General features: G+C 69.1%; 18 protein-coding genes. 8 read left to right on the top strand and 10 right to left on the bottom strand.

The features are described from left to right. Position 1 precedes the first annotated feature (1 nt). Entirely contained in the window at positions 2-442 is a 441-nt protein-coding gene (locus tag AC6CKD_RS27085) for an ATP-binding protein (RefSeq protein WP_498330695.1), read from the bottom strand. A gap of 176 nt (positions 443-618) precedes the next feature. Here AC6CKD_RS27085 and AC6CKD_RS27080 point away from each other — a divergent pair, with 176 nt between their 5' ends. Then, complete coding sequence (locus tag AC6CKD_RS27080; RefSeq protein ID WP_498330693.1) at positions 619-1,896, top strand: helix-turn-helix domain-containing protein; 1,278 nt, start codon at positions 619-621, stop codon at positions 1,894-1,896. After that, positions 1,893-2,447 carry a flavoprotein gene (locus AC6CKD_RS27075; protein WP_498330691.1) on the top strand — a complete coding sequence of 185 codons (555 nt, stop codon included), beginning with the start codon at positions 1,893-1,895 and terminating at the stop codon, positions 2,445-2,447. The genes AC6CKD_RS27080 and AC6CKD_RS27075 overlap by 4 nt, the downstream gene beginning before the upstream one ends. Positions 2,448-2,556: 109 nt before the next feature. On the opposite strand, the gene AC6CKD_RS27070 is transcribed toward AC6CKD_RS27075, so the two are convergent. The 5 genes from AC6CKD_RS27070 to AC6CKD_RS27050 all read right to left on the bottom strand — a co-directional run bounded on the left by AC6CKD_RS27070 (position 2,557) and on the right by AC6CKD_RS27050 (position 7,608). Continuing rightward, a complete protein-coding gene (locus AC6CKD_RS27070; RefSeq protein WP_498330689.1) occupies positions 2,557-2,940 on the bottom strand; it encodes a hypothetical protein in 384 nt (127 codons plus the stop codon). A 112-nt stretch (positions 2,941-3,052) separates the two neighbouring features. Next, the gene (locus AC6CKD_RS27065) at positions 3,053-4,738 is read right to left on the bottom strand and encodes a relaxase/mobilization nuclease domain-containing protein (RefSeq protein ID WP_498330687.1); all 1,686 of its coding nucleotides are present in this window, start codon (positions 4,736-4,738) and stop codon (positions 3,053-3,055) included. After that, positions 4,735-5,130, bottom strand: a complete 396-nt coding sequence (locus tag AC6CKD_RS27060) for a plasmid mobilization protein (protein WP_498330685.1) — start codon at positions 5,128-5,130, stop codon at positions 4,735-4,737. The genes AC6CKD_RS27065 and AC6CKD_RS27060 overlap by 4 nt, the downstream gene beginning before the upstream one ends. A gap of 859 nt (positions 5,131-5,989) precedes the next feature. Further along, positions 5,990-6,688 carry an ATP-binding protein gene (locus AC6CKD_RS27055; protein WP_498330683.1) on the bottom strand — a complete coding sequence of 233 codons (699 nt, stop codon included), beginning with the start codon at positions 6,686-6,688 and terminating at the stop codon, positions 5,990-5,992. Continuing rightward, positions 6,685-7,608 (bottom strand): hypothetical protein, encoded by a 924-nt coding sequence (locus AC6CKD_RS27050; RefSeq protein WP_498330681.1) that lies wholly within the window; start codon positions 7,606-7,608, stop codon positions 6,685-6,687. Before AC6CKD_RS27050 ends, AC6CKD_RS27055 begins: the two co-directional genes overlap by 4 nt. Positions 7,609-8,176: 568 nt before the next feature. Here AC6CKD_RS27050 and AC6CKD_RS27045 point away from each other — a divergent pair. The 3 genes from AC6CKD_RS27045 (at position 8,177) to AC6CKD_RS27035 (ending at position 10,277) form a co-directional block, all read left to right on the top strand. Further along, positions 8,177-8,428: a helix-turn-helix domain-containing protein gene (locus tag AC6CKD_RS27045; protein WP_267040274.1), complete on the top strand. Its 252-nt coding sequence runs from the start codon at positions 8,177-8,179 to the stop codon at positions 8,426-8,428. 277 nt (positions 8,429-8,705) lie between these two features. Then, on the top strand, positions 8,706-8,942 hold the full coding sequence (locus AC6CKD_RS27040; protein ID WP_498330679.1) for a helix-turn-helix transcriptional regulator: 237 nt from the start codon (positions 8,706-8,708) through the stop codon (positions 8,940-8,942). 57 nt (positions 8,943-8,999) lie between these two features. Continuing rightward, the gene (locus AC6CKD_RS27035; protein WP_384027909.1) at positions 9,000-10,277 is read left to right on the top strand and encodes a tyrosine-type recombinase/integrase; all 1,278 of its coding nucleotides are present in this window, start codon (positions 9,000-9,002) and stop codon (positions 10,275-10,277) included. Positions 10,278-10,303: 26 nt separating this feature from the next. Here AC6CKD_RS27035 and AC6CKD_RS27030 read toward each other — a convergent pair whose 3' ends face one another. Continuing rightward, a complete protein-coding gene (locus AC6CKD_RS27030) occupies positions 10,304-14,584 on the bottom strand; it encodes a hypothetical protein (RefSeq protein WP_498330677.1) in 4,281 nt (1,426 codons plus the stop codon). A 189-nt stretch (positions 14,585-14,773) separates the two neighbouring features. Then, positions 14,774-15,958: a magnesium and cobalt transport protein CorA gene (locus AC6CKD_RS27025; protein ID WP_498330675.1), complete on the bottom strand. Its 1,185-nt coding sequence runs from the start codon at positions 15,956-15,958 to the stop codon at positions 14,774-14,776. A gap of 154 nt (positions 15,959-16,112) precedes the next feature. On the opposite strand from AC6CKD_RS27025, the gene AC6CKD_RS27020 reads away from it, so the two are divergent. Both AC6CKD_RS27020 and AC6CKD_RS27015 read left to right on the top strand, forming a co-directional pair. Next, positions 16,113-17,255 carry a winged helix DNA-binding domain-containing protein gene (locus tag AC6CKD_RS27020; protein WP_498330673.1) on the top strand — a complete coding sequence of 381 codons (1,143 nt, stop codon included), beginning with the start codon at positions 16,113-16,115 and terminating at the stop codon, positions 17,253-17,255. A gap of 232 nt (positions 17,256-17,487) precedes the next feature. Continuing rightward, positions 17,488-19,029, top strand: coding sequence for an AMP-binding protein (locus tag AC6CKD_RS27015; protein ID WP_498330671.1), 1,542 nt, complete (start codon positions 17,488-17,490; stop codon positions 19,027-19,029). 103 nt (positions 19,030-19,132) lie between these two features. Here AC6CKD_RS27015 and AC6CKD_RS27010 read toward each other — a convergent pair whose 3' ends face one another. Together AC6CKD_RS27010 and AC6CKD_RS27005 are read right to left on the bottom strand one after the other, a co-directional pair. Then, positions 19,133-19,621 carry a glutathione peroxidase gene (locus AC6CKD_RS27010; RefSeq protein ID WP_478688332.1) on the bottom strand — a complete coding sequence of 163 codons (489 nt, stop codon included), beginning with the start codon at positions 19,619-19,621 and terminating at the stop codon, positions 19,133-19,135. Between the two features lie 39 nt (positions 19,622-19,660). Further along, a complete protein-coding gene (locus tag AC6CKD_RS27005; protein ID WP_498330669.1) occupies positions 19,661-20,569 on the bottom strand; it encodes a hypothetical protein in 909 nt (302 codons plus the stop codon). Positions 20,570-20,845: 276 nt separating this feature from the next. On the opposite strand from AC6CKD_RS27005, the gene gcl reads away from it, so the two are divergent. Continuing rightward, positions 20,846-22,627 (top strand): glyoxylate carboligase, encoded by a 1,782-nt coding sequence (gene gcl / locus AC6CKD_RS27000; RefSeq protein WP_498330790.1) that lies wholly within the window; start codon positions 20,846-20,848, stop codon positions 22,625-22,627. The last annotated feature ends 252 nt before the right edge of the window (positions 22,628-22,879 follow it).

The raw sequence follows: 22,879 nt of genomic DNA, 5'->3' as shown, positions 1-22,879 counted from the left end.
TTCAACTCCTTTGCAGGGGAGGTTGCGTGATGGAGGGCGTGACAGAGGTGGGTACGGACAGATCGAGTTCGGCCCAGCAGGACTTGCCGCCGGCGCTGTGGTCGACGCCGTGCCGGTCGGCGAGGGCGTCGATGATCAGCAGCCCGCGGCCGTCCTCGGCGTCCGTACGGGGTGGGCGTGCGTGGGGGAGGGCGGAACTCCGGTCGCGGACCTCGAAGCGCAGTCGGCTCCCGCGCAGGCGAGCGGTTACGGAGGCAGCTTCGTTTCCCGTGTGCTGAACGGCGTTCGCCAGCAGTTCGCCGGCCACGGCCTCTGCTACGCACATGCCGTCGGTGCCGATGACCGAGCGCCAGCCTCTGATCTCGTTCATCACCTGGTGCCGAGCACGAGCGGCGCCCTCGGGCGTACTCGTGACGGTCAGCGTGACCTCGTGCACTTCCATGAGCAGCCTCCTGGAGGGGTGCGGTTCCACCAGGCAAGCGGGTCAGGAGACGGCTGCGCGATGTGCCGCGCAGCCCCCGCATCGTTCATGCACGTTGTGCATGACGGGCAAGTTCCTTGCAGTTAGGCTCGGTTGAGCAGGCAGGATCGGTCTCGGCAGAAGGGGCCGTGGCGGAGATGGTCGACACGCAGGGCGAGGTGCACCGGATCGGTGAACTGATCCGCCGGGCTCGGGTCTTACAGGGCCGCTCGCAAGCGGACGTGGCCAGCGAGCTGGGATACCACCAGTCGAAGATCAGCCGACTGGAGGGCGGACGCGGAACGGACGACATCCGGGTTCTGCGCGACGTCGCCCGCATCCTGCGCATTCCCCCGGCCAGACTCGGTCTGGCGGAGGCCGCCCCGGAAGCCGATCCCCACGATCCGGAGACAGAGGAAATGCTGCGCCGCCGTACCTTCCTTGCCGCCAGCGTCACCGCGCTCACAGCCTCGGTCGCGCCGACGGCTGCGCACCCGGCGCTCGTCCAGGCACTCCTGCCCGGGATGCCGACGGCTCCGACGACGGAAGCGGCGGAGTCCGGGGAACTACGAAACCGGGCAACGGCCATCCGGCGCCTCTGGAGCACGTGCGACTACGCGGAGCTGGAGCGGACCCTTCCCGGCCTGATCACCGATCTCCGCCACTGCATCGCCGACTCCCCGCAGGCCGAGGAGCTTCCCCAATTCCTGGCCACGGCCTACCAGACTTCGGCCAGCCTCTTGCTCAAGCAGGGAGACCCCGGCACGGCGTGGCTCGCCGTCGGGCGTGCGATGGCCGAGGCCGAACGCTCAGGTGATCCACTCGTCCTCGCCGCCAGCGTTCGCCTCCACGCGCACGTCCTGGTACGCGAACAGCACGCCGGCCAGGCCGTCACGTTGATCAAGCACACGGCCTCACAACTCGCCGGTGCTTACGACCGGCAACCCCACCATCACCTCTCCGTGCTCGGGTTGCTGCTACTGCGCGGAGTCACGGCTGCCAGCAGAGCCGGGGACCGCGCTGCCACCGCAGAGTTCCTGGCCGAGGCCAAGGAGGTGGCGAAGTACGTCGCCCTGGATCGCCCCGACGCCTGGGCCAACTTCAGCCCCACCAATGTGGCCCTCCACGAGGTCAGCGCGGCCGTGTCCTTCGGTGACGCGGGCGTCGCCATCGACATCGCCCGTCCGCTCATGCGCCGCCACATCCCGGTTCCCGAGCGCCGGGCCGCCCTGTGGGTGGAAGCCGCCCGTGCCTACGCGCAGCAGGGCCGCCTCGCCGACGGCTACCAGGCCCTGCGGATCGCGGAGACCTGCGCGGCCCAGGACGTACGGCGACCAGCCGTCCGGGACCTGGTCGCCGACATGGCAGCGCGCGACCGTCGGCGTACGCTGCCAGAGCTCCACCACTTCAGCCGCCGACTGGGAGTACCCGCGTGACCGAGCCGCAGCGCAAGCCCTTCCTGTACGTCGTCGTCTGCGCGGCCGGGATCGCGGGCGACGTCGGGAAGCTGATCGACGCCGCGCACGAGAGGAGCTGGGACGTCGGCGTCGTCGCCACCCCGCAGGGGCTTCCCTTCCTCGATGTCGCCGCGATCGAGGAGCGGACCGGTTACCCCGTCCGCTCCGCCTGGCGCGCGCCCGGGGACGCACGGTCCTTCCCACCCGCCGATGCGATCGCCGTAGCCCCGGCCACCTTCAACACGGTCAACAAGTGGGCGGCCGGCTTCGCGGACAACCTCGCCCTCGGCATCCTCTGTGAGGCTCCGGGCATGGGCATCCCCACCGTCGTCCTGCCCTACGTGAACACCGCGCTCGCCGCCCACCGCGCCTACCGGCGGAGCCTCGCAGAGCTGCGCGAGATGGGTGTTCTGGTCGGCAGCTACGAGCCGCACCGCCCGAAGTCTGGCGGCGGCGCCGACCGCTTCCGCTGGGAGGAAGCCGTAGACCTCCTTGCTCCGTTGATCGCGGCAGGCGACGCACGCCACTGATCTACGACTGCCAGCGGGTAGGGCCTGGCGGACTTCCACATGAGGAATACCGCCGCCCGGTGGCCAGGAGGTACCCGCCACCGGGCGCAGGGTGCTGTGCTGGGGCCTGTCAGTCCTCGTAGGGGAGGTATATGCCGCCGTCCGGAGCGGCTATGGCGCACAGGCGCTCGTACTCGGCGCGGTCTTCCTCGGTCATGTGCGGGAGTACGTCCATGACCATGCGGGCTTCGGGGTGCCGGGCGAAGTACGAGAGCATGAGCTCGGTGAGGGCCTCCACGGCGTTGCCCCGTTCGAGGACGGCCGCGGCGTTGCGGGCGCTCAGTGCTGCTGTGGCTTCGAGCTCGGCGTGCGTGGCCTGGAAGGCGGTGGACTGTTCGGCCCGTGTGAAGGGGCGCCCGTCACTGTGGGACCAGGTGTTGGTGTCGGGTCGGAGCTTGAAGTCCGCGTCCAACAGCAGGGCGATGATTTCGATGCGCAGTTCGGTTTCGGGCATGCGGGGGTTCCTTACGGGATGGGGCCGGTGGTGATGTTTTTAATGCTCCGGAGAAACCCCGGTTTGGCTGACCGGGGATCGTCGGCTATGTAGGGACGGCCACGTCCGGGCGTCAGCGGCGGCGGGAGGCGTTGTTCGCGGCCTTCGGAGCGGGTTGTGTGGTCACCACGCCTGCGGGATCGGCAGGCAGGTGCGCGAGACGGCGGAGACGCCAGACGAGGACGTCGCTGACGGAGGTGGCGCTGTCCAGCTCCCGGTGCTGCGTGGCTTCTGAGAGGAGGTGGGCCGGGTTGTGGCCTGCGGCCTGGGTATCGGCGAGGGTGGCCGCCAGGGCGGGCCAGCCCGGCTCGGCCAGAACTTGTTCGGCAATCTCGGGCAGCGCCTGGCGTAGGACGGCTGCCTGTCGTCGCTGCAGTGGCAGGGAGCGGCCTCGCTGGTGGAGCACGGACATCGGCTGGGCGGCCGCGATCTCGTAGGCGGCGCGCAGGTGTTCGGCAGCTTGATGGGCGGCTTCGGCTTGCTGGGCGTGGTGCTTCTTGGCGTGCCACTTCGCCGCCGCGGTGACGAGGAAGAACGCGGTGTCGATGAGCATGGCGGTGGTGGCGCCGTCCTCTCCGCGACCGAGGGCCGGTCCGCTGTGGACGAGGTCGTGCGCGGCCTGGCGCAGGGCGTGGTCGTGCCCGCGTACGGCGCGGACGTGGGAACGCGAGGCCCGCTCGAACGCGAAGGCTGCATCACGGAGTTCTCGTCGGGTGTGGGTGGCAGAGGTGTCGGCGAGCGCGTCGAGGACCTCGCCGACAGCGGCGATCTGGGCTGCTGCCGTGCCGTCGTCGCCGTGATTGATGAGCAGCAGTGCCTGCCAGGTCGCCGTGGTGGCGCGGCGGCGGGCGTACGCCGAGCCGGTCACCGGTGGGAGAACGGGCTGCTCCGGTGAGACGCCCTCGTCCGAGGAGGGTTCTGCCGGTTGGGTCCAGCGTTCGCGGATGCGGGGCAGGGAGAGGTCGGGGGCGAGCTTGGATCCCGAGTAGAAGACGGGCTCGCCGTGCTTGTTGCGGTCGTCGGGAAGGGCCACGGTGTAGCCGAGGAGGTCCCTGGACGGTGCCACGCGCCGCTTTACGAGGAGACCGGCATGGGTGAGACGGTCGAAGAACTCCTCCTCGCTCCGGGCACCGGCCGCCGCGCGTCGGACGCTCTCGCGCAGTTCCTCCCTCGGGGTGCGTTCCCGCTGGTGGCGGTCGGCTTTGTGGTGTTCGGCGCTGGTGGGGCGCTGGGCTGCGGTTCCGTCACCGGTGTTGAGGCGGCGCAGGCCGTAGTCGGCCTCGATGAGACGGGCTTCGGCCTGGGAGCGCTTGGCTTCGTTGTGGCGGCGGGGCCGGCGGCCGTCCTCGCGGACGGTGGTGGCGATGATGTGGATGTGGTCGTCGGCGTGGCGGATGGCTGCCCAGCGGCAGGCGGCGGTGTCGCCCTCGGGGGCCATGCCGGTGGCGGCGACCATGCGGCGGGCGATGTCACCCCACTGCTCGTCGGTGAGGACCGGGTCCTCGGGCGCGGCACGTACGGACAGGTGCCACACGTGCTCGGTGGGGCGCCGTGACTTGGGCAGCGCTTCGACGGGCTGGTCGAGGAGCCTTTGCAGGTCTGCGTAGATGGCTTTCGGGTTGCGTCCGGGGTCGGGGACGAGGCTGTCCCAGGCCGCCACGAGGTGCGGGTCGGTGTGTTCCTCGTGGGTGCCGGGGCCGTAGAGGTAGCGGATCAGGCCGATGGTGCGGGTGCCCATCTTGTGGATGCGGGGGATCATCCGGCGGGGGTCTCCGTCTCGACGTAGCGCTGGGTGAAGTCGTCCACGCGCTCGGCGGTCCGTTGGACGGCGTCGAGGACCGCCTTGGCGTGCGGGGCGTCGGCGCCGGAGTTCAGGACGGTGGTGACCTGGTTGAGGTTGTGGCCGATCTGGCCGAGGGCCCGGCGCAGCGCGAACAGCTCTCTGACCATCTCTCGGTGGGTGGCGATCTCGGCTTCGGTGTGTTCGAGGTCGCGTGCGGCCTTCAGGGCAGAGTGGGCGAGGAAGCCGGCGGTGCTCATGCGGCAGGCAGCCGCGGCGTGGGTGAGGAGCTGGAATTCGTCGTCGTTCATGCGGCAACTGGGCTGGTGCATGCGCTTCTTCTCGGCGAGCAGGCGCTCACGCTGGCGCACGTGCGATGTCGTAGGGGCGGTGTGCGTGCAGCGGGGGGTGTGGCAGGTGTGCTGTCCCTCCGATTTGTGGTGCGGTCCGGCCTCGGCAGCATCCCGAAGGGCCGGCACCCCCTGGTGCCGGACCGCGCCCGCCACCCCTGGGGCGGGGGAGCCCAGAGCATTGCTCCCGACGGGAGCAATGCTCTGGGTACAACTTGCTCCTCCTGAGGCTGGAAGCGAGGGCACGTGCTCGTCGTGGCTGGGACGGTCGTGCGGTGGGTTGTGCATGCGTGTCCTTGAAGAGGTAGAGGCTGATCGTGTGAAGGGGGCTGTTGGGCGGGGTCGACCGGTTGGGGACCGCTCGCTGGTGACGCGAGACGCTGGCGGTGCTGTCCGGGGGACCGGGCGGGGACGGCCCCCGTTTCGGGGAGGCGCTCGGTCCCCGGCGGCAGGGGCGTGGGGGACCGGTCCCGTCTCGGTACCCGTAGTCATGGGTGGGGACGGTCCCCGACGTGGTGACCTGACGGTCCCCGAACCGCCGCAGGGTGGTCCCGGATGGTGGGGACCGTGGGGACGGTCCCCACTGAGTCGGGGGACGTCAGGCGGGGGTGACCTGCGGAAACAGAGTTGGGGACCGGTCCCCGTGGTGGCCGGCGCGCGCAGCGCAATCAGGGGACGGTCCCCAATCGACTGCTGTCGGTCCCCTCCTGGGGGAGGGCGCTGTCAGGCGGGACCGGGGTCAGTTTGGGGACCGGGACCGGGACCGGGTTGGGGATGGGGACGGGACCGGGACCTGGATGGGGACGGTCCCCGAACGGCTCGGGCCAGTGGTTCGGTCCCCCACGATGATGGGGACCGACCTGGTTGGGGACCGTGGTGGTCAGGAGCCTGACGGCTGGGCGCGTCGGCGGTCTGGGCCGGTGAGGATGACGCGGGTGGTCATCTCTGCCAGACGGGAGGCGACGCGGTCCCCGACTGCGTTGCGGAGTTCCGCGATCGGCAGGTTGGTGGTGATCAGGGTCGGGAGCATCTCGGTGTAGCGGCGGTTGATCAGCCGGTACGTCAGCTCCTCGGTCCACTCGGACTGCTTGGCCGCGCCGAGGTCGTCCAGGATCAGCAGCGGGCACCGGCCGAGCTCTTGGATCTCCCGCTCGGGGTCGTGGTTGGGCCGGGGCCGGAGCTGGGCGTAGAGGTCGGCGGAGGTGACCGCCTGCCAGCGCAGGCGTACTCCGGCGGCCAGCAGCGAGCGGACGGCTCCGTAGGCCTGATGTGTCTTGCCGATGCCGGTGGTTCCGGCGATCAGCAGCGAGGGGCCGTAGGCGATGCCCCGGGTACCGGCCGGCCCGTTCCGCCCGGCGCCGGTGACCGCCTCCACCCAGCCCAGGACTTCGGGTTGGGTGGCGAGTGCCTCGCGGTAGCGGGGCGGGATGCGGCGGTCGGCGAGTTCCAGGGCGGTCACCGGCTCCACCGTGGGCCCGGCGGGTGCGGTGTCGGGGTCGATGCCCTTGGCAGCGAGGATGGCCTGGAGACGGGCTGCCAGGGCGCCAGCACGCTGGGGTTCGCGGGTCGCGGTGGTCACAGCTGGCCTCCGTAAGCGGCTTCGGCGTCAACGGGGTTGGTGTACGGCTGAGGGGCCCTGCGGGCGCCAGCAGTGGCCTGGGGCGGGTTCATGGCCTCGTTGACCAGGCTGGGCAGCAGACTCGGGTAGAGGCTCTTCAGGCGCATGCGGTCGACTCCGGCTCGGATGTGGTCCGGGTCGATGCCTTCGTGCAGCAGCTTGCTGATTTCCCGGCCGACGTGGCCCAGGACTTTCTCCGGAGGGCGCTTCCCGCACGCGGCGGCGTACTCGGCGACCAGTTGCTGGGCCGTTGCGGTCTGGGGTGTGGCGGGGGCGCTCGCACCTCCCAACGGAGATCCTAGATCCATGATCCTAGGTCCTAGATCCGGACCGTGAGGGCTCGGCGCAGGCTCCCGCACCTCCCCCTGATGCTGCACGGAGGGCTCACTGAATCCGCCCTGACCTGCGGATACGGGGATCGGTGACGTGGCATGAGGTGCGGGTGCGGGCTCCGGGGCGGGTGCCTGATGGTGCACGGACGGCTCACGGAGCCCTCCCTGCGCCAGCCGTGAAGTCAGGGGTACCCGGCCGCCGTCGTGGTAGGGGCAGTTCGGGTGCCGGACACCGCTGGGGCGGTTGACCTTCTGGTGCTTGGAGAAGGTCACGATGTGCAGGTACCGCTTGCCGTCTTCCTCGCCCTCGTACCGGCAGATGAGTTCATTGCCGGCGAGCTGGGTGAGGTCGTCTTCCACCTCGATCGGGCCGTGTTCGGGGCGCAGGGACCACAAGAGGCCCGCGATGACGGCGGACTGGTCACGGAACCGGCCGTGGTCGTCGGCCTGGGTGAGCAGGCCGAAGAACGTCCGCTCGGCGGTGATGCTGACGGCGGCCAGCGATTCGGAGCTGAAGGCTTCCGGCTTGATGGTGCGGATGCGTGCCATGCCTATCGCCCCGCCTTCGTCTGCTGCTGGGACGGCGACGCCGGGGTGGGCGCGGGTGTGCGGACGGCTGCTTCGGCCGTACTGTTGGGCATAGACGTTCCTCAGATCCGTTCAGGAGTGGGCGGTTTGGACAAGGGACTCCCATCGGCTCTCGGCGCTACAACGCCGGGAGCCGATTCCTTTGTCGGGGGTGCTTAGCCAAGACAGCCATACCCAGCCCGCGCAAGTCCAGCGAATCCGCACTCGAAAAGTGTCAGATCGCATCGCTGATCGCGAACGTCTTCACAGTAAGTGCGAATCCCCGGTTGACCAAAAAGTCGACGGCATGGGAAGAGCGGCGAAGATCGCACCCCGAAAGCCATTGACCGGAGTAGGCGAGGCGATCTATGTTTCCGCCGCCCGGAGCCGCTGATGCTGTGCACACCTCTGTGGTCCGAGATGGGTCGTAGCTCCGCAATGGCAGCCTATGCGGGAATCGGCAGTTCGTTCTCCGTGAAACGGGCCCCAAAGTCCCATGTCTGGGCTTCCGTGATTACGAGAACCCGGGAACCCGAGCTACAACAGACCCATGCCCCGAAGAGCTACGGAAATCGGTCCCGCCGGAGAACGGACCGCCGGTGCCATCGAGCGCCTGCGCACCTCGCGCGGGTTCGCCCAGCGCGAGCTCGCTGCCCGTGTCACCGAGCTCGGCCACCCCATGACCAACACCATGCTGTCCCGCATCGAACGCACCCGCCGGCGCTGCGACGTGGATGACCTCGTAGCCATTGCGGCCGCCCTCGGTGTCTCCCCACTCGCCTTGCTCCAGCCCGCGACGTAGGGGTCCGGGGTGGGTGCGCTGTGACGCCGCCCCGGCTTATACCCGACGATCCCCGGTCAGCCAAACCGGGGATTCTCCAGACCATTGAAGTAGTCCGCTCCACCTGCCTGACAGCAAGCGGGGGCGGACTCGTCATGCCCGATGTCCGTCGCCACAGGTTGTCGACGGAAGACCCCGAAAGTTTCGATACGTGCGAAGTGTTGCTTGTGACAGTGAATTGCTGGCGAATGTCCGCATGTCTCCCCGTGTGTCGCCGCTAGGCAGGGGTTTTCTGAACGTGCGTGAAGCCGCCGAATACCTGGGGCTGTCGCCCGCCACCCTTTACGTGTGGCGGCACCGTCGCCAAGGTCCGCCGAGTTTTCGGATGGGGCGGAGCGGACGCGTGATGTACCGGATCGAAATGCTTGACGAGTGGATCCGGGAACAGGAGCAGGCGGACTCCCGCAGTAACACTTCCCTGAATCCGGTGAATGCCGCCCTGCAGCGCCGCGCCGGGTACGCGGCCACGGCCTGACCGATCTAACCGGCCTTACCGCCCGCCCTACGTCCAACCCTTACCCCGAGGAATTCTTTGGCTGGCTATATCGAAGACCGTTGGATCAAAAAGAAGAAGGATCCCGTCACCGGGAAGCGTGAGCGTACGACCCGTTACGGCAAGGGGTCTCGGTACCGAGTCGCTGGAATCCCGGGCGTCCGGGACATGTCGTTCGACGTGCTGGAGGACGCCAAGGGGTGGCTCCGGCGGTCCGGCACCGACAGCGAACGAGGCGAGTTCGTCGACCCGCGCGACGGCTCCATCACCTTGACGGACTTCGTCACGCGCCACTGGCGCGCCGGCGTTCGCGGCGCGCCGGGCACGGTCAAACGAGTTGACGAGCGTGTACGACTCCACATCCTTCCGCACCTCGGTGCGGTGGCGCTGCGCGACGTGTCGGCGACCGTCCTGCGCGGCTACATAGCCACGCTCGAAGGCGAGTGCTCTCCGCGGTACGCCCGACAGATCCTCACCTCGCTGTCGAACATCTTCGAGACCGCGATCGACGACAAGCGCCTGGTCCGCAACCCGATGCGGGCCAAGACGGTGCGTTGGCCGAAGGCACCCGACGAGGATCGTGACGCATGGCCGCTGGCAACGGCGCAGAGGGTGCGGGACGAGATCAATCCTCGCTACCGGATCGCGGTCGTCGTCGCGCTGGGGTGTGGGCTGCGCCAGGGCGAGGTGTTCGGGCTGTCGCCGAGGGACATCGACTTCGAACGCGGCGTCATCCGAGTGCGCAGACAGGTGCAACTCCTCTCAGGGCGCCTCTACTTCGCCCTGCCCAAGGGTGGCAAGACGCGCATCGTCGACATGCCCCGTTCGGTGGCCACGGAACTGGCCGCGTACTTCCTCGACCATCCGGCGGTCGACGTCGAGCTCCCCTGGGGCGGACCGGAGCCCGACCGGGAGAAGCAGAGCTTCCCGCTCGTCCTCACGACGACGTACGGCAACGCCATCCGCGCCAACATCTTCAACGACGAGGCCTGGAAACCGGCCCTCGCCGCGGCCGGAGTCATTCCAGTACGGGAGAAGGGTGCGCGGTGGAAGGCTTCGCGTAAGGACGGCTTCCACGTGCTCCGGCACACTTACGCCTCGGTCCTGCTCGAAGCGGGCGAGTCCATCGTCACGCTCGCGCGGTGGCTCGGTCACTCAAGTCCGACCATCACCCTCGACCACTACGCCCACTTTATGCCGGAGGCCGGCGGCAAGGGCCGCGCGGCCATCGACGCACTACTCGGCACGGTGCCCGAGTACGTACCTGAGGACCTGGTCTCGTCGCACCGGAGCACTACCGGTCTCACCGAAGGGTGACGAACCACCTCGACCCGCCGATGCCCTCAACCGTCGGTCGCAGCGAGGAGACGCGCCGCATGGTCGGGGTCGAGGTCCCATTGCAGGGTGATGGCCGTCATGCCGTCCAGCTGGAGGTAGTCCTCTGTTGGATGCGCGGTCGCCCCTTGGGCGATGGCGCTAGCGAGGTTCGCCACGCCAGAGTCCTGGAAGCCAGGGCCCTCGGCGATCTCTCTCTCCACCCGACGAGCGAGGGTGTCGAGGAAGTCGAGGATCGCAGCGATGACCGGATCCCCCTGGCGTAGTCCACCAACCACGCTGCGTGCCTGTTGGAACTGCGCCACCGCCTCGTCGGCGGTGCTCTGGTGCCTCGCGTCTGTGTCCCTGAGCGTCGCGAGGTGAGCCAGCCCGGAGAGGCATTGGAGGGCCTGGTGGGCGTCGATGGCAGCGTCGGTGAGTGGGGTCGGGTGTCCTTCAGGAAGCTCGGTGCTCCAAGCGTCGAAGAGGCCGGTCCCGGGCCACAGGGTCGTCTGAAGTTGTTGCGCCATGAGTCTGACTGGCTTGCCGTCGACAAAGGGAACGAGCAGGACGGCCCTACGGCTGCCCTGGGAGCCGGGATCGTGCTTCAGCAGCGAGCACAGCTGTTCCACTGCCGTCGGCCACTGAGTGAGTTCGGCGAGCTCCACACCCACCGCAAGTTCCGCGGCAGGCCACTCCGTTGAGTCCGCGTCTGAGACAGGTCTGGTGTACACGCTGATGCGGATCCCTGCTGCCCTGGCGCTGGACTGGAGTTTCAGGGGCAGGGCCTCTGCTCGTGCGCCGGCGGCTCGGCGGGCAAGATCTGCTGCCCGAGAGAGTGCCTGCGCGGATGGTCCTGATCGCGCCGCGGCCCTGAGCTCCTTGTGTCCGAGGGTGCCCCAGGCGAGTTCGGCCAGAACGGCATGCAGGTCTGCGAGGTTCCCCACGAGGTGATCGAGGACATCCGGAGGGTCCTGGCCGATGAGGTGCCAGCGCTCCTCATCCCGCACCTGCGTGGCGAGGCTTGGCAGGCTGTCGCCGACGTAGCTGGCGAGCGCTGCATACCCGTTGGGGTCGGCGAGCCTTCGCGTGAGGTTCTCGGCGATCCCGTTCACCAGGTGTTGCAGGTGGTCGCTTCCACCTCCTGGAACGTCGTCGCCGACGGGCAGCGTGGACAGGAACGAAGTGTCGACGGGGAGCGTCAGTGACGCGGCCCAGTCCAGTAGCGCTGCCTGCGTCGTGCGTAGGCCTTCGACCTCTTTGGGTCGACCGCGACCGACGCACCAGGCCTGGGTCAGATCCGTCAGGTATTGGTGGAGCACGGGGAGTGAAGAGGCTGCGGTTGCGGTGCGGGTGGTCCAGTCGGTATGGCCAGCCACCGTTGCACCGATCAGTGTGCGGGTACGAGTCCACGCCACCGTGGCGGGCGATCTGTCGTATTGCCGCTTCAGAAGGCTGACCCCGCTGGTGAAGTCACCAAAGGTCAGCGGCAGCCCACCGGGTAGCAGATTTTGGATGTCGGCACTCTCGCACTGTGGAAGGCAGCGCAGCAGCATCCGCCCGAGCTCCCTGACCTCCTGTTCGGCGTCCGGTCGTGCCTGGTCCGACACGTGGAGGAGACGGGCGTATGCGACCTGGCCGCCCTCGCGATCGACGACGGACGCCTCAGTGACCCACGGTGAACGGGCCGCGACGCTGTCCAGCACACGTTCCTCCCCGCCTGCGAGTTGCAAGAGCTGTTCGGCCAGGGCCACCGATGCGGTCCGGGCTGTGGAGAGGATGTCCCCCAGGAGATCGACCGGTGTGCCGACGAGTAGCTGCCCGAATGGCGAATCGGCGAGCACCTTCGGCCCACCCGCCAGATCCAGACCAGTCCCGGCAAGGACGGCGAGCAACCGCTGGGATTCGACGGGCTCCCCGCACTGGGACAGGAGGAGACTGATCGCTGCATTGCCGAGCCGTTCCACGAGCGCGTCGCGCAGCGGCGAACCGGAGGTATCCGCCGCTCGGATCTCGGTGATGGCCGCGGCGATCTCGGGTTTGAGCTGCGGCAGCAGGTCCCCGTCCACGAGCGCGAACTGAAGGGTGGTGCGGCGCAACGCGGGCGGGATCCGGTGTCGGTCGAGGGTCCGGAGCCAGTCGGCCGCAGTGCGGTTGACGTCGACCAGCCGTAGAGCCTGCAGAACGCCGGTGGTCGCCTTCCCGGAGGGGCGCTGGCCGAGTTCGACCGCGAGCTGGTCCAGTACGACGGGATCCAGCACGGGGTGTTCGGTGAGGACGCCGGCGATGAACGGCTGAAGCTGTGAGTCCGTCAGTATGCGCATCACCGCGAGTACGGTCTCGTCCAAGATCGGCGGCGGAATCGCGTGTACGGCGTCGGCCAGATGCGCCGAGCGCAGTTGGTGCAGCCCGGACAGGAGCCCGTGCCGCTCGTGGACGAGATGCTCATCGGCAAGGCGGGACAACGCCATGCGAAGGTCCGTGTCTCCAAGGCCCAGCTGTTGCTGAAGTGCCCGCACGGGCAGGTCGACGCCCCACTGGTGGGCGATCGAGATCCTGGCCAGGATCTCGATCTCTGCCTGCCGCCCTTCGGCAACGCGCCGCTCGACCTGCTCCGACAGGACATCCGAGAGCCTTCGTCCGCGGGTGAGTAGGTGCGTGAATTCCAGGGTCAGTCCGTTTGCCGCGTCGTACGCTTCCCGCCAGTGCGCGGCAGCCGTGGTGCCGGTAGCCGACAGCCCGGTGTGGATCTGCTCCGCGACCTCCTCATCGAGGGTCACCTCGATCTGGGTACAGTCGACTCGGCTTCGGAGGGGCAGAAGGTCCTCGCTCCGGACCGAGCCCAGGAGCAGGACACCGGGGATCGGGGCGAGCTCGCGGTAGAGGACATCCCATGCCTCGGCCGCTCCGACACCGACGCCGTCCACCACGAATCCGATCGGAGAGCGGGCCGAGGGTTGCAACGCCTTCGCCAGCCTTACGAGCGGGACGGCGTCGTCCGGCTGGAGCCGCCTGATGCGGTACCAGAGCACGTGTCTGGTCACGTAGGCAGCCGTCCACATCACGGCGGACTTGCCGATGCCCGACGGGCCGGTCACGAGGACGCTCTGCCCCCGATGGATCGCATCCGCCACCCGCCCGGTCAGGACAGGCCTGGGGGCCGGAAGCCCGGCAGCGATGTGGCCGGGCTGCACGTTGACGCCTTCGTGGAAGCCGGCGGCCTGGAGCGGACGGTCGAAGTCGACAGGCTCGCAGAGGCCCGTGGCCAGTGCCTCCTCCAGCGACGCACGGTCGATGGTTTCCGCGACCTCGGTCGCAATCCCTGCAATGTTCGTTCGACTCAGTCCTGCCGCTCCCGACAGGGTCGTCTCAGCGTTGGCATCGGCCCGTCTTGCGACGGCGCTGCGCAGGGCCAGCACGACTGCCTCCGCAGCTACCGGCAGCAGCCCGAGCCGTTGGGCTACAGCGGTGCGGGTGTCGTCGGCGGCGGCACGCCATGGCAAGACGTAGAGACTGGCGGCATTGCACCATGCGTCGATTTCATCTTTGGTCAGGCCGGCCTTCGAGGCCTTCGCGTTGAATGCCTGTAGCAACCGGTGGCCTCGCGGCAGGTCACTCAAGGGGTCGCCCCACTGGATGAACCATTCCCCTTCAACCGGCCGCTCGAGGACAAGAAGGGGCCGACCCTCCAGTCGAGCCTGTACACGCTTCGCGTGCGCCAGGGCCATGGCGACGAGGTGCTCGGCGACCTCGGGTGCGGTGAAGTCGCCGATCCGTTCCTGGCGGGACTTCACCTGGACGTGCCAGGGTGTCGGTCCATCACACGAGAGGTCTTCCAGGCCCTCCGGGACGATGAGATCGGAGTCGAGGGCACCGGACAGAACACGGCCGCACAGCCACGCCCCCACAGCGTCTTGATAGTGGAACCCACGGCCGGCGCGTGCTCCCGAACGCGTCGACACCCACAAAGCCTCGCCAGCTCCGCTGTTCGGTTCGCTCTGCTGCACGGGCACGGGGGGCTGGACCCGCTTGCTACGCCCCCTGCTCTTGCTGGTCATCCGAGAAGCATTGCAGGCCCGTTGGGCAGCCGTATGGCTTACCAGCACGAAGTCTCCGAGACGGTCGTTGAGGAACTTCCTCAGCGATCGCTTGTTTTGGCGCTGCCCAGGGGCGACGGGAGCCGCATTGCCCTTGGTGACTCGACACTCGCAGGAGCCGATGGAGATGGTCCAGGGCGCGCTGGTGTGTTGGATGCTCTGCGGGTCGGTCGGCAGCCACCAGGGAAGCGCTGGCATGGTGTTCGCCAGCACTCTCGGTGACGGTCAACGGCGGCTGTCCGACCCAAGCTGAAGCGCACGGAACGCGTGGAGCACCAGGTGGGAGGGGCACGGCTCGCTCCTTGGCACTGCGCATTCTCCCCAGATTCTCCCCAGGGCCCCGGATTGGCCCCTCGGAGGCGTTCGCTGTAGCGAACTCGACCAGAGGCTCTTGCCTGCCGTCTACAGCCAGTCGCGCTTCTTGAAGATGACGTACAGGCTGACGCAGACCACTGCCATCAGCAGGATCGCGAAGGGGTAGCCCGCCGCCCACTGGAGTTCCGGCATCGTTTCGAAGTTCATGCCGTAGATGGTTCCCACGAGTGTGGGAGCAAACAAGATGGCGGCCCACGAGGAGATCTTCTTGATCTCCTCGTTCTGTTCGAAGCCGGCCTCGGCCAAGGCGCGCATTTCGGCGTTCTGTTGTTGGGAGACCAGGGTGGCGTTGACCGTCAGGATTTCGGTCAGGGCCTGGCGGAAGCCGTCGACTCGCTCGCTGGTGTGCGTGACGTGGTCGGCTACGTCGCGGAGGTAGCGCTGGAGTTCCTCGTCCGTGCCGTACTTCGCGAAGCCGGCCATCAGGCTGTGGAGCATGCCGACCAGGGGGCGGGTGGCGCGTTGGAACTCGACCATTTCCCGGGAGAGTTCGTAGATGCGGCGGGAGACCTCCGGGTCGCCGCTGAAGACCTCGGTCTCGATCTCGTCCATGTCGATCTGGACACCCTCGACGACCGGGGCGTAGCCGTCGACCACCGCGTCGAGGATGGCGTACAGGGCGGCCTCCGGTCCGAGGGAGAGGAGTTCGGGGGACTCCTCCATGCGGCGGCGGACCGCCGAGAGGTCCGGGGCCGCGCCGTGGCGGACCGTGATCAGGAAGTCGGGGCCGACGAAGATGTGGAGCTCGCCGAAGTCGACCTCCTCCAGCGCGTCCAGGTAGCGGGCGGCCCGCAGGACGACGAAGAGGGTGTCCCCGTAGCGCTCCAGCTTGGGGCGCTGGTGGGCTTCCAGGGCGTCTTCGATGGAGAGCGGGTGGAGGTTGAACTCGTCGGCCAGGGAGTGGAGTTCGGGTTCGGTTGGGCGGTGCAGGCCGATCCAGGCCATGCCGTCGGGCTGTTCGCGGAGTTGGCGGAAGGTGTCGGCGAGGGTGGTGGGGGAGGCGACCCGGACTCCGTCGCGGTAGACCGCGGAGTCGATCACGCTGCGGTGGTCCGCGGGGGTGGGGGCCGGCGGGGGCGGCTTCGGCGCCCGTGGGGGTGTGGCCGGGGGAGCGGAGGGAGGGGCGGCCGGGCGCCGCCATCCCGCGCGCTTCGCGGGCACCGGCGCGGAGGCGGACGGGGGCGAGGGGCGGCGGTCTGGACGCTCCGACATCGCAGGTCAGCTCCCGGTCGAACGGGTGTTTACGGGCAAGGGGCAGGATATCCGGGTGAAAGGAAGCCGGGGTTCAAACGGGTCCGTGCGCGTGGGTGTGACCGGTCCGGAGTTGCGGACAGAAGGTGTCCGCATAGGCCGCTACGTTGCAGTCATGGCCTCCAAGACGACGCGTCCCGTACTCGACACCCGTGCGCTGAACCGTGCCACGCTCGCCCGTCAGCTGCTCCTGACCCGCACCGAGATGTCCGCGCAGGACGCCACGCGGCACCTGTTGGGACTGCAGGCCCAGAACGTGAAGTCGCCCTACTTCCAGCTCCACGCCCGCCTCGCCGGATTCGAGCCGGCCGAGCTCGCCGGGCTGATGGAGTCCCGGCAGGTGGTCCGGATGGTCACCATGAGGTCCACCATCCACACCCACACCGTCCACGACGCGCTCACCCTGCGCCCCCTCGTCCAGCCCGCCCGCGACCGGGAGGTCAACTACTTCCGCAAGGGCCTGGTCGGAGTGGACCTGGACAGGCTCGCCGAGCGTGCGCGGGCGTTCGTGGAGGCGGAGCCGCGGACCATGGCGGAGATACGGGAGGAACTGCTCAAGGAGTGGCCCGGAGCCGACCCGCAGTCGCTGTCCGTCGCCGCGCGCTGCCGGCTGCCACTCGTCCAGGTCACCCCGCGCGGGGTGTGGGGGAAGAGCGGGCAGGTCCGCCTCACCACCTTGAGCGAGTGGGTTGGAGGAGAGGGGGGAGTGCCTGGTGGGGAGGGGCGGGGGATCGATGAGGTTGTTCTGCGGTACCTCGGGGCCTTCGGGCCCGCCTCGGTCAAGGACATGCAGACGTGGGCCGGGCTCACCCGGCTGCGCGAGGCCTTCGAGCGGCTCAGGCCGGTCCTGGAGGTGTTCCAGGACGAGAACGGCGTCGAGCTCTTCGACCTGCCCGACGGGCCCCGCCCCGATGCCGAGCAGCCCGCGCCGCCCCGCTTCCTTCCCGAGTTCGACAACCTGCTCCTCTCCCATGCCGACCGCTCGCGGGTGATCGCGCCCGAGCTGAAGGGGAGTACCTGGTCCGGGAACCAGGCCCACTGCACGCTGCTCCTCGACGGCTTCCTCGCCGGCCTCTGGAAGCTGGACGGCGGGACGCTCACCGTCGAGCTGTTCGCCGACGCCTCCGCATCCGGCAAGGCGGAAATCGTGGCCGAGGGGGAGGCGCTTGTCGCCGCCATGGGGGACAGCGGCAGTGCGGGGGAGGGCCGCCGCTCGGGTGGCTCCGGCTCCGTCCGCTTCGGGCCCATCCGCGGCTGATGGGTTAGGTCGGGCGGGCCGGGAGGTCCTGCGGGCCGGGCCGACGGGCGGGGCGGGCGAAGCGGCCCGCCGCGCCCGCGCTCTGGTGGCCCGTACGCCGGACACGGCACGATGCCTGGCACGACCGAGATCACCCGCGATCGTTCTCGTTCGTGGCGGGCCGCTCGACGACCGACGGGACGCGGCGCGTCATCCAGGCAGCTGTTCGGGATTCGGGACCTAGGAGAGAGCAATGCGGATTCCCATGACCGTCACGGACTTCCTCGACCGCGCGGAGCTGGGGTTCTCGTCCAGCCCGGGCGTGGTGGACGAGCCGGATCAGCCCGGTCCACCGGTCCCCGATTCGACCTACGGAATGCTCGGCGAGCGCGTACGGGCCTGGCAGGCGGGATTCGACGCGCTGGGGGTCGGCGAGGGCGAGCGCGTGGCGGTGGTCAGCCACAACTCCGCCCGGCTCCTGGAGCTGCTCTTCGCGGTGCCGATGAGCGGGCGCGTCTGCGTACCGGTCAACTTCCGGCTCCAGCCGGAGGAGGTCGCGTACGTGGTCCGGCAGAGCGGGGCCTCGGTGCTGCTCGTCGACCCGGAACTGGACGAGCCGCTGTCGGCCGTCACGGCCCGCCACCGCTTCGTCCTCGGACCGCAGACGGATGCGGAGCTGATGCGCTTCGGGGTGGAGCCGCGCCCCTGGTCGCATCCGGACGAGGACGCGACGGCGACGATCAACTACACCTCGGGGACCACGGCCCGCCCCAAGGGGGTCCAGCTGACCCACCGCAACATCTGGGTGAACGGCCTCACCTTCGGCCTGCACACCCGGGTCTGGGAGCGTGACGTCTACATGCACACGCTGCCGATGTTCCACTGCAACGGCTGGGGCATGCCCTTCGTGATGGCCGGGCTCGGCGTCAAGCAGGTCGTGCTGCGCAAGGTCGACGGCGCCGAGATCCTGCGCCGGGTCGAGGAGCACGGCGTCACGCTGATGTGCGGTGCGCCCGCCGTGTGGAACACCGTGCTGGACGCGGCGGCGAGCTGGGAGGGCGAGATCCCGGGCCGCGACCGGGTCCGCGTCGTCTGCGCGGGCGCCCCGCCGCCGAGCCGGACGATCCAGCGGATGGGCGAGGAGCTGGGCTGGGAGTTCACGCAGATCTACGGCCTGACCGAGACCTCGCCGCTGCTCACCTTCAACCGGACCCGGCCCGCCGACGCGGAGCTGCCGGCCGCGGAACGGGCGTACAGGCTGTCGCGCGCGGGGCTGCCCGCGCTCGGGGTCAAGCTGCGGGTCTCCGAGGACGGCGAGGTGCTGGCCAGGTCGAACGTCGTACTGGAGGGGTACTGGGACAAGCCGGAGGAGACCGCGGCAGCCCTGAAGGACGGCTGGTTCCACACGGGGGACGGGGGCACGGTCGACGAGGCCGACGGCCATCTGACGATCTCCGACCGGAAGAAGGACGTGATCATCACCGGCGGCGAGAACGTGTCCTCGATCGAGGTGGAGGACGCGATCTTCAGCCATCCGGCGGTCGCCGAAGTCGCCGTCATCGGCGTGCCGCACGAGAAGTGGGGCGAGACGATCAAGGCCCTCGTGGTCCTCGCCGAGGGAGAGGCCGTCCAGGAGGCGGAGATCATCGCCCACTGCAAGCAGCGGCTGGCCGGGTACAAGGCCCCGACGACGGTCGAATTCCGCGCCACCATCCCGCGTACGGCCACCGGGAAGATCCAGAAGTTCAAGCTCCGCGAGCCGTACTGGTCGGGTCTGGAGCGGCAGGTGAACTGACCTCCTCCCCCTGGGCGACCTGGGCGATCGGGGCGATCGGGGGAGACGGCAGAGGGCCGGTACGGGGCTGCGCGCGCAGCCCCGTACCGGCCCTCGGGTGGTGCTAGGCCGGCAGCAGGGCCTCGATCGCCGCGATGACCTCGGCGGCCTCGGGCTCGGTGCGCGGGCGGAAACGGGCCACGACCTCGCCGGCGGGGGAGATCAGGAACTTCTCGAAGTTCCAGGTGATGTCGCCGGCCTCGCCCTCGGCGTCCGGGACCTTCACCAGCTCCTTGTAGAGCGGGTGGCGGTCGTCTCCGTTGACCTCGGACTTCTCCAGCATCGGGAAGGTGACCCCGAAACCGGCGGCGCAGAAGGTCTGGATGTCGTCGGCGTTGCCCGGCTCCTGGCCGCCGAACTGGTTGCAGGGCACACCGATGACGGTGAAGCCCTTCTCCTCGTACTTGAACTGCAGACGGGCCAGGCCCGAGTACTGGGGGGTGAGGCCGCACTGCGAGGCGGTGTTCACGAGCAGGATCGCCTTGCCCTTGTACGCGGCGAGGCTGGTGGGCTCGTCGGACAGGGTGGTCAGCGGGATGTCGTACAGGCTCATCAAGCTCTCCTCGGCAGAAGCACGCAATATCCCCCGAGCCTAGGCCCCCATGCCGAGCAGGTCTTCCGCCGGGTCGTTGACCGGCTGGGGCATGCCCGTGAGGTCCATGACGAAGAGCGGTATCCCGAGGTCGTCCGCGCGGGCGCGCGCGTCTTCCGTGTATCCGGCGAGCGAGAAGTAGACGCTGGTCGCGCAGGCGGTGAGCCCGTTCAGCCAGACGCACTCCACCGCCCGCAGGCCGGCCGGGGCCGTGGTCGGGTCCACCTGGGCGACCAGCCCGGGGGCCCGCAGGTCCACCGCCGTCGACGGGATCGGCCGCCCGTCGGGCTGGCGCACGTCCTGGAAGCCGAGCCAGCGCAGGTACAGCGCGGCGGTGACCACCGCGTCCCGGGCGGTACGGATGGTCACGGGGCGGAAAGGCGGGCGGGGCACGGCAGGGTCGGCCGGGGACGGGTCGGCCGGGGTGGGCGACGGGCCCTGCGGCGGGGCGTGCCACGGGTCCTGCGCCGGGCCGTGCGCCGGATCGGCCCTCGGGCCGGACGCCGCGGCCGCCGCGGCCGGCCCCGAGGGCGCCGCCGGCCGCCCGCGGGACTCCCCCGCGCGAGGGGGAGTACGTACGTCCCAGCCCGGGGTCCCGTCGAAGGCCCCGCCCCCGAGTGCCCCCGCGACCCCGCCCGCCGGCTCCAGCGGATGCACCGGGACCAGCACCACCGTCCCGCAGGAGGTGCACCCGACCTCCGGGTGCGGCCACTCGCTCTCCCGGCCGCAGGCCCCGCACCGCACCGCGACCCAGCTCTGCGTCCAGGTGCGGTGGGTCAGTTCCCGGGGCGGTGACGTCAGGTCCAGGGGAGGGGTGACCGGGTTCCCGCAGGCGCAGGGGAAGACCGGGACGGCGTAGCCGTTCTCGCGCAGGCACGCCGGGCAGCGCACCGGTACCGCATCCGCCATGAGAACCGGACCCCCTTGGTCGCTCTTCGTCGCTGTGCGTAAGCCCATGGTCCACCATCTGCCACCGGAGGGGCGGGCAGACCCCCGATTTTCGGTCGGCCACTGGATTTTCGTACAACTCACCGCCCCATCGGCGGCTTTTGGTGGGTTCCGGGGTGCCGTACCGCCTTGACGTTGTGGGGAGTCGCCGCTTAGCTTGTTCCGTATAGCAGAACAAAACTTCCGGATTACGGAAAAGCCTGACCGCCAGACCCGCAGGAGAACTCGATGCCTCGTATGACAGCCGCCGCCGCTGCAGTGGAGATCCTCAAGCTCGAGGGTGTCGAACAAGCGTTCGGTGTCCCCGGTGCTGCGATCAACCCGTTCTACCGCGAGCTCAAGAACGTGGGCGGAATCGCGCACACCCTGGCCCGCCACGTCGAGGGCGCCTCGCACATGGCCGAGGGTTACACCCGCGCCAAGGCCGGCAACATCGGCGTCTGCATCGGTACCTCGGGCCCGGCCGGCACCGACATGATCACCGGCCTGTACTCGGCGATCGCGGACTCCATCCCGATCCTGTGCATCACCGGTCAGGCTCCGGTCTCGAAGCTCCACAAGGAGGACTTCCAGGCCGTCGACATCGCCTCGATCGCCAAGCCGGTCACCAAGAAGGCGACGACCGTCCTGGAGGCCGCCCAGGTTCCGGGCGTGTTCCAGGAGGCCTTCCACCTGATGCGCTCCGGCCGTCCGGGCCCGGTCCTGATCGACCTCCCGATCGACGTCCAGCTGACCGAGATCGAGTTCGACCCCGAGACCTACTCGCCGCTGCCGGTCTACAAGCCGAGCGCCACCCGCGCCCAGGCCCGCAAGGCCCTGCAGTTCCTGCTCGACTCCGAGCGTCCGCTGATCGTCGCCGGTGGCGGCATCATCAACGCCGACGCGTCCGACCTGCTGGTCGAGTTCGCCGAGCTGACGAACGTCCCGGTCATCTCCACCCTCATGGGCTGGGGCGTCATCCCGGACGACCACGAGCTGGCCGCCGGCATGGTCGGTGTCCAGACCTCGCACCGCTACGGCAACGCCACGTTCCTGGAGTCGGACTTCGTGTTCGGCATCGGCAACCGCTGGGCCAACCGTCACACCGGTTACAACCTCGACGCCTACACCAAGGGCCGCAAGTTCGTCCACGTCGACATCGAGCCGACCCAGATCGGCAAGATCTTCGCCCCGGACTTCGGCATCGCCTCGGACGCCAAGGCGGCCCTGGAGCTCTTCGTCGAGATCGCCAAGGAGCTCAAGGCCGAGGGCAAGCTGCCCGACTTCAGCGCCTGGGCCGCTTCCGCCCAGGAGCGCAAGGCGACGCTGCTGCGCCGCACGCACTTCGACAACATCCCCATGAAGCCGCAGCGCGTCTACGAGGAGATGAACAAGGCGTTCGGCCCCGAGACCCGCTACGTCACCACCATCGGTCTGTCCCAGATCGCCGGTGCGCAGATGCTGCACGTCTACAAGCCGCGCAACTGGATCAACTGCGGCCAGGCCGGCCCCCTCGGCTGGACCATCCCGGCCGCGATCGGTGCCGCCACCGCGGACCCGGAGACCCCGATCGTCGCGCTGTCCGGCGACTACGACTTCCAGTTCATGATCGAGGAGCTGGCGGTCGCCGCCCAGCACAAGGTCCCCTACGTTCACGTCCTCGTGAACAACGCCTACCTGGGCCTGATCCGTCAGGCGCAGGGCGGCCTGGGCATCAACTTCGAGGTCAACCTCGAATTCGAGAACATCAACACCCCCGAGCTGGGTGTCTACGGTGTCGACCACGTCAAGGTCGCCGAGGGCCTGGGCGTCAAGGCGATCCGCGTCACCGACCCGGACAAGCTGGGCGAGGCCTTCGAGACGGCCAAGAAGTGGGCCCAGGAGCACCAGGTCCCGGTCGTCGTCGAGGCCATCCTCGAGCGCATCACCAACATCTCGATGAGCAAGACCGTCGACATGAGCGACGTCACCGAGTTCGAAGAGGTCGCGACCGAGCTGGGCCACGCCCCGACCGCGCTCCGCAACACGCTGCCCGTCTAGTCCCCTCAGGCTGGTCCAGCACCACAGAACGGCCCCCGTCCCTCCTCCAGGAGGAACGGGGGCCGTTCCGCGTTCCGTACGGGATCCCCTACGCACCGACCGCAACCTCCGACGTCCCCGGGAACGACCCGCGGAACCGAACAGGCACACCCCCGCCCGGGTCCGTCGGGGGCCAGGATCCCGGTGATGTTGGATAGCGGCATGGTGAGACGCAAGAAGGAGAAGAAGAAGCGGCACGCCTGGGGGATTCCG

The sequence above is a fragment of the Streptomyces sp. GQ60 genome (assembly GCF_059758875.1).
The sequence above is the reverse complement of the archived record's forward strand: the minus strand, read 5'-3'. Positions and strand labels throughout refer to the sequence as shown.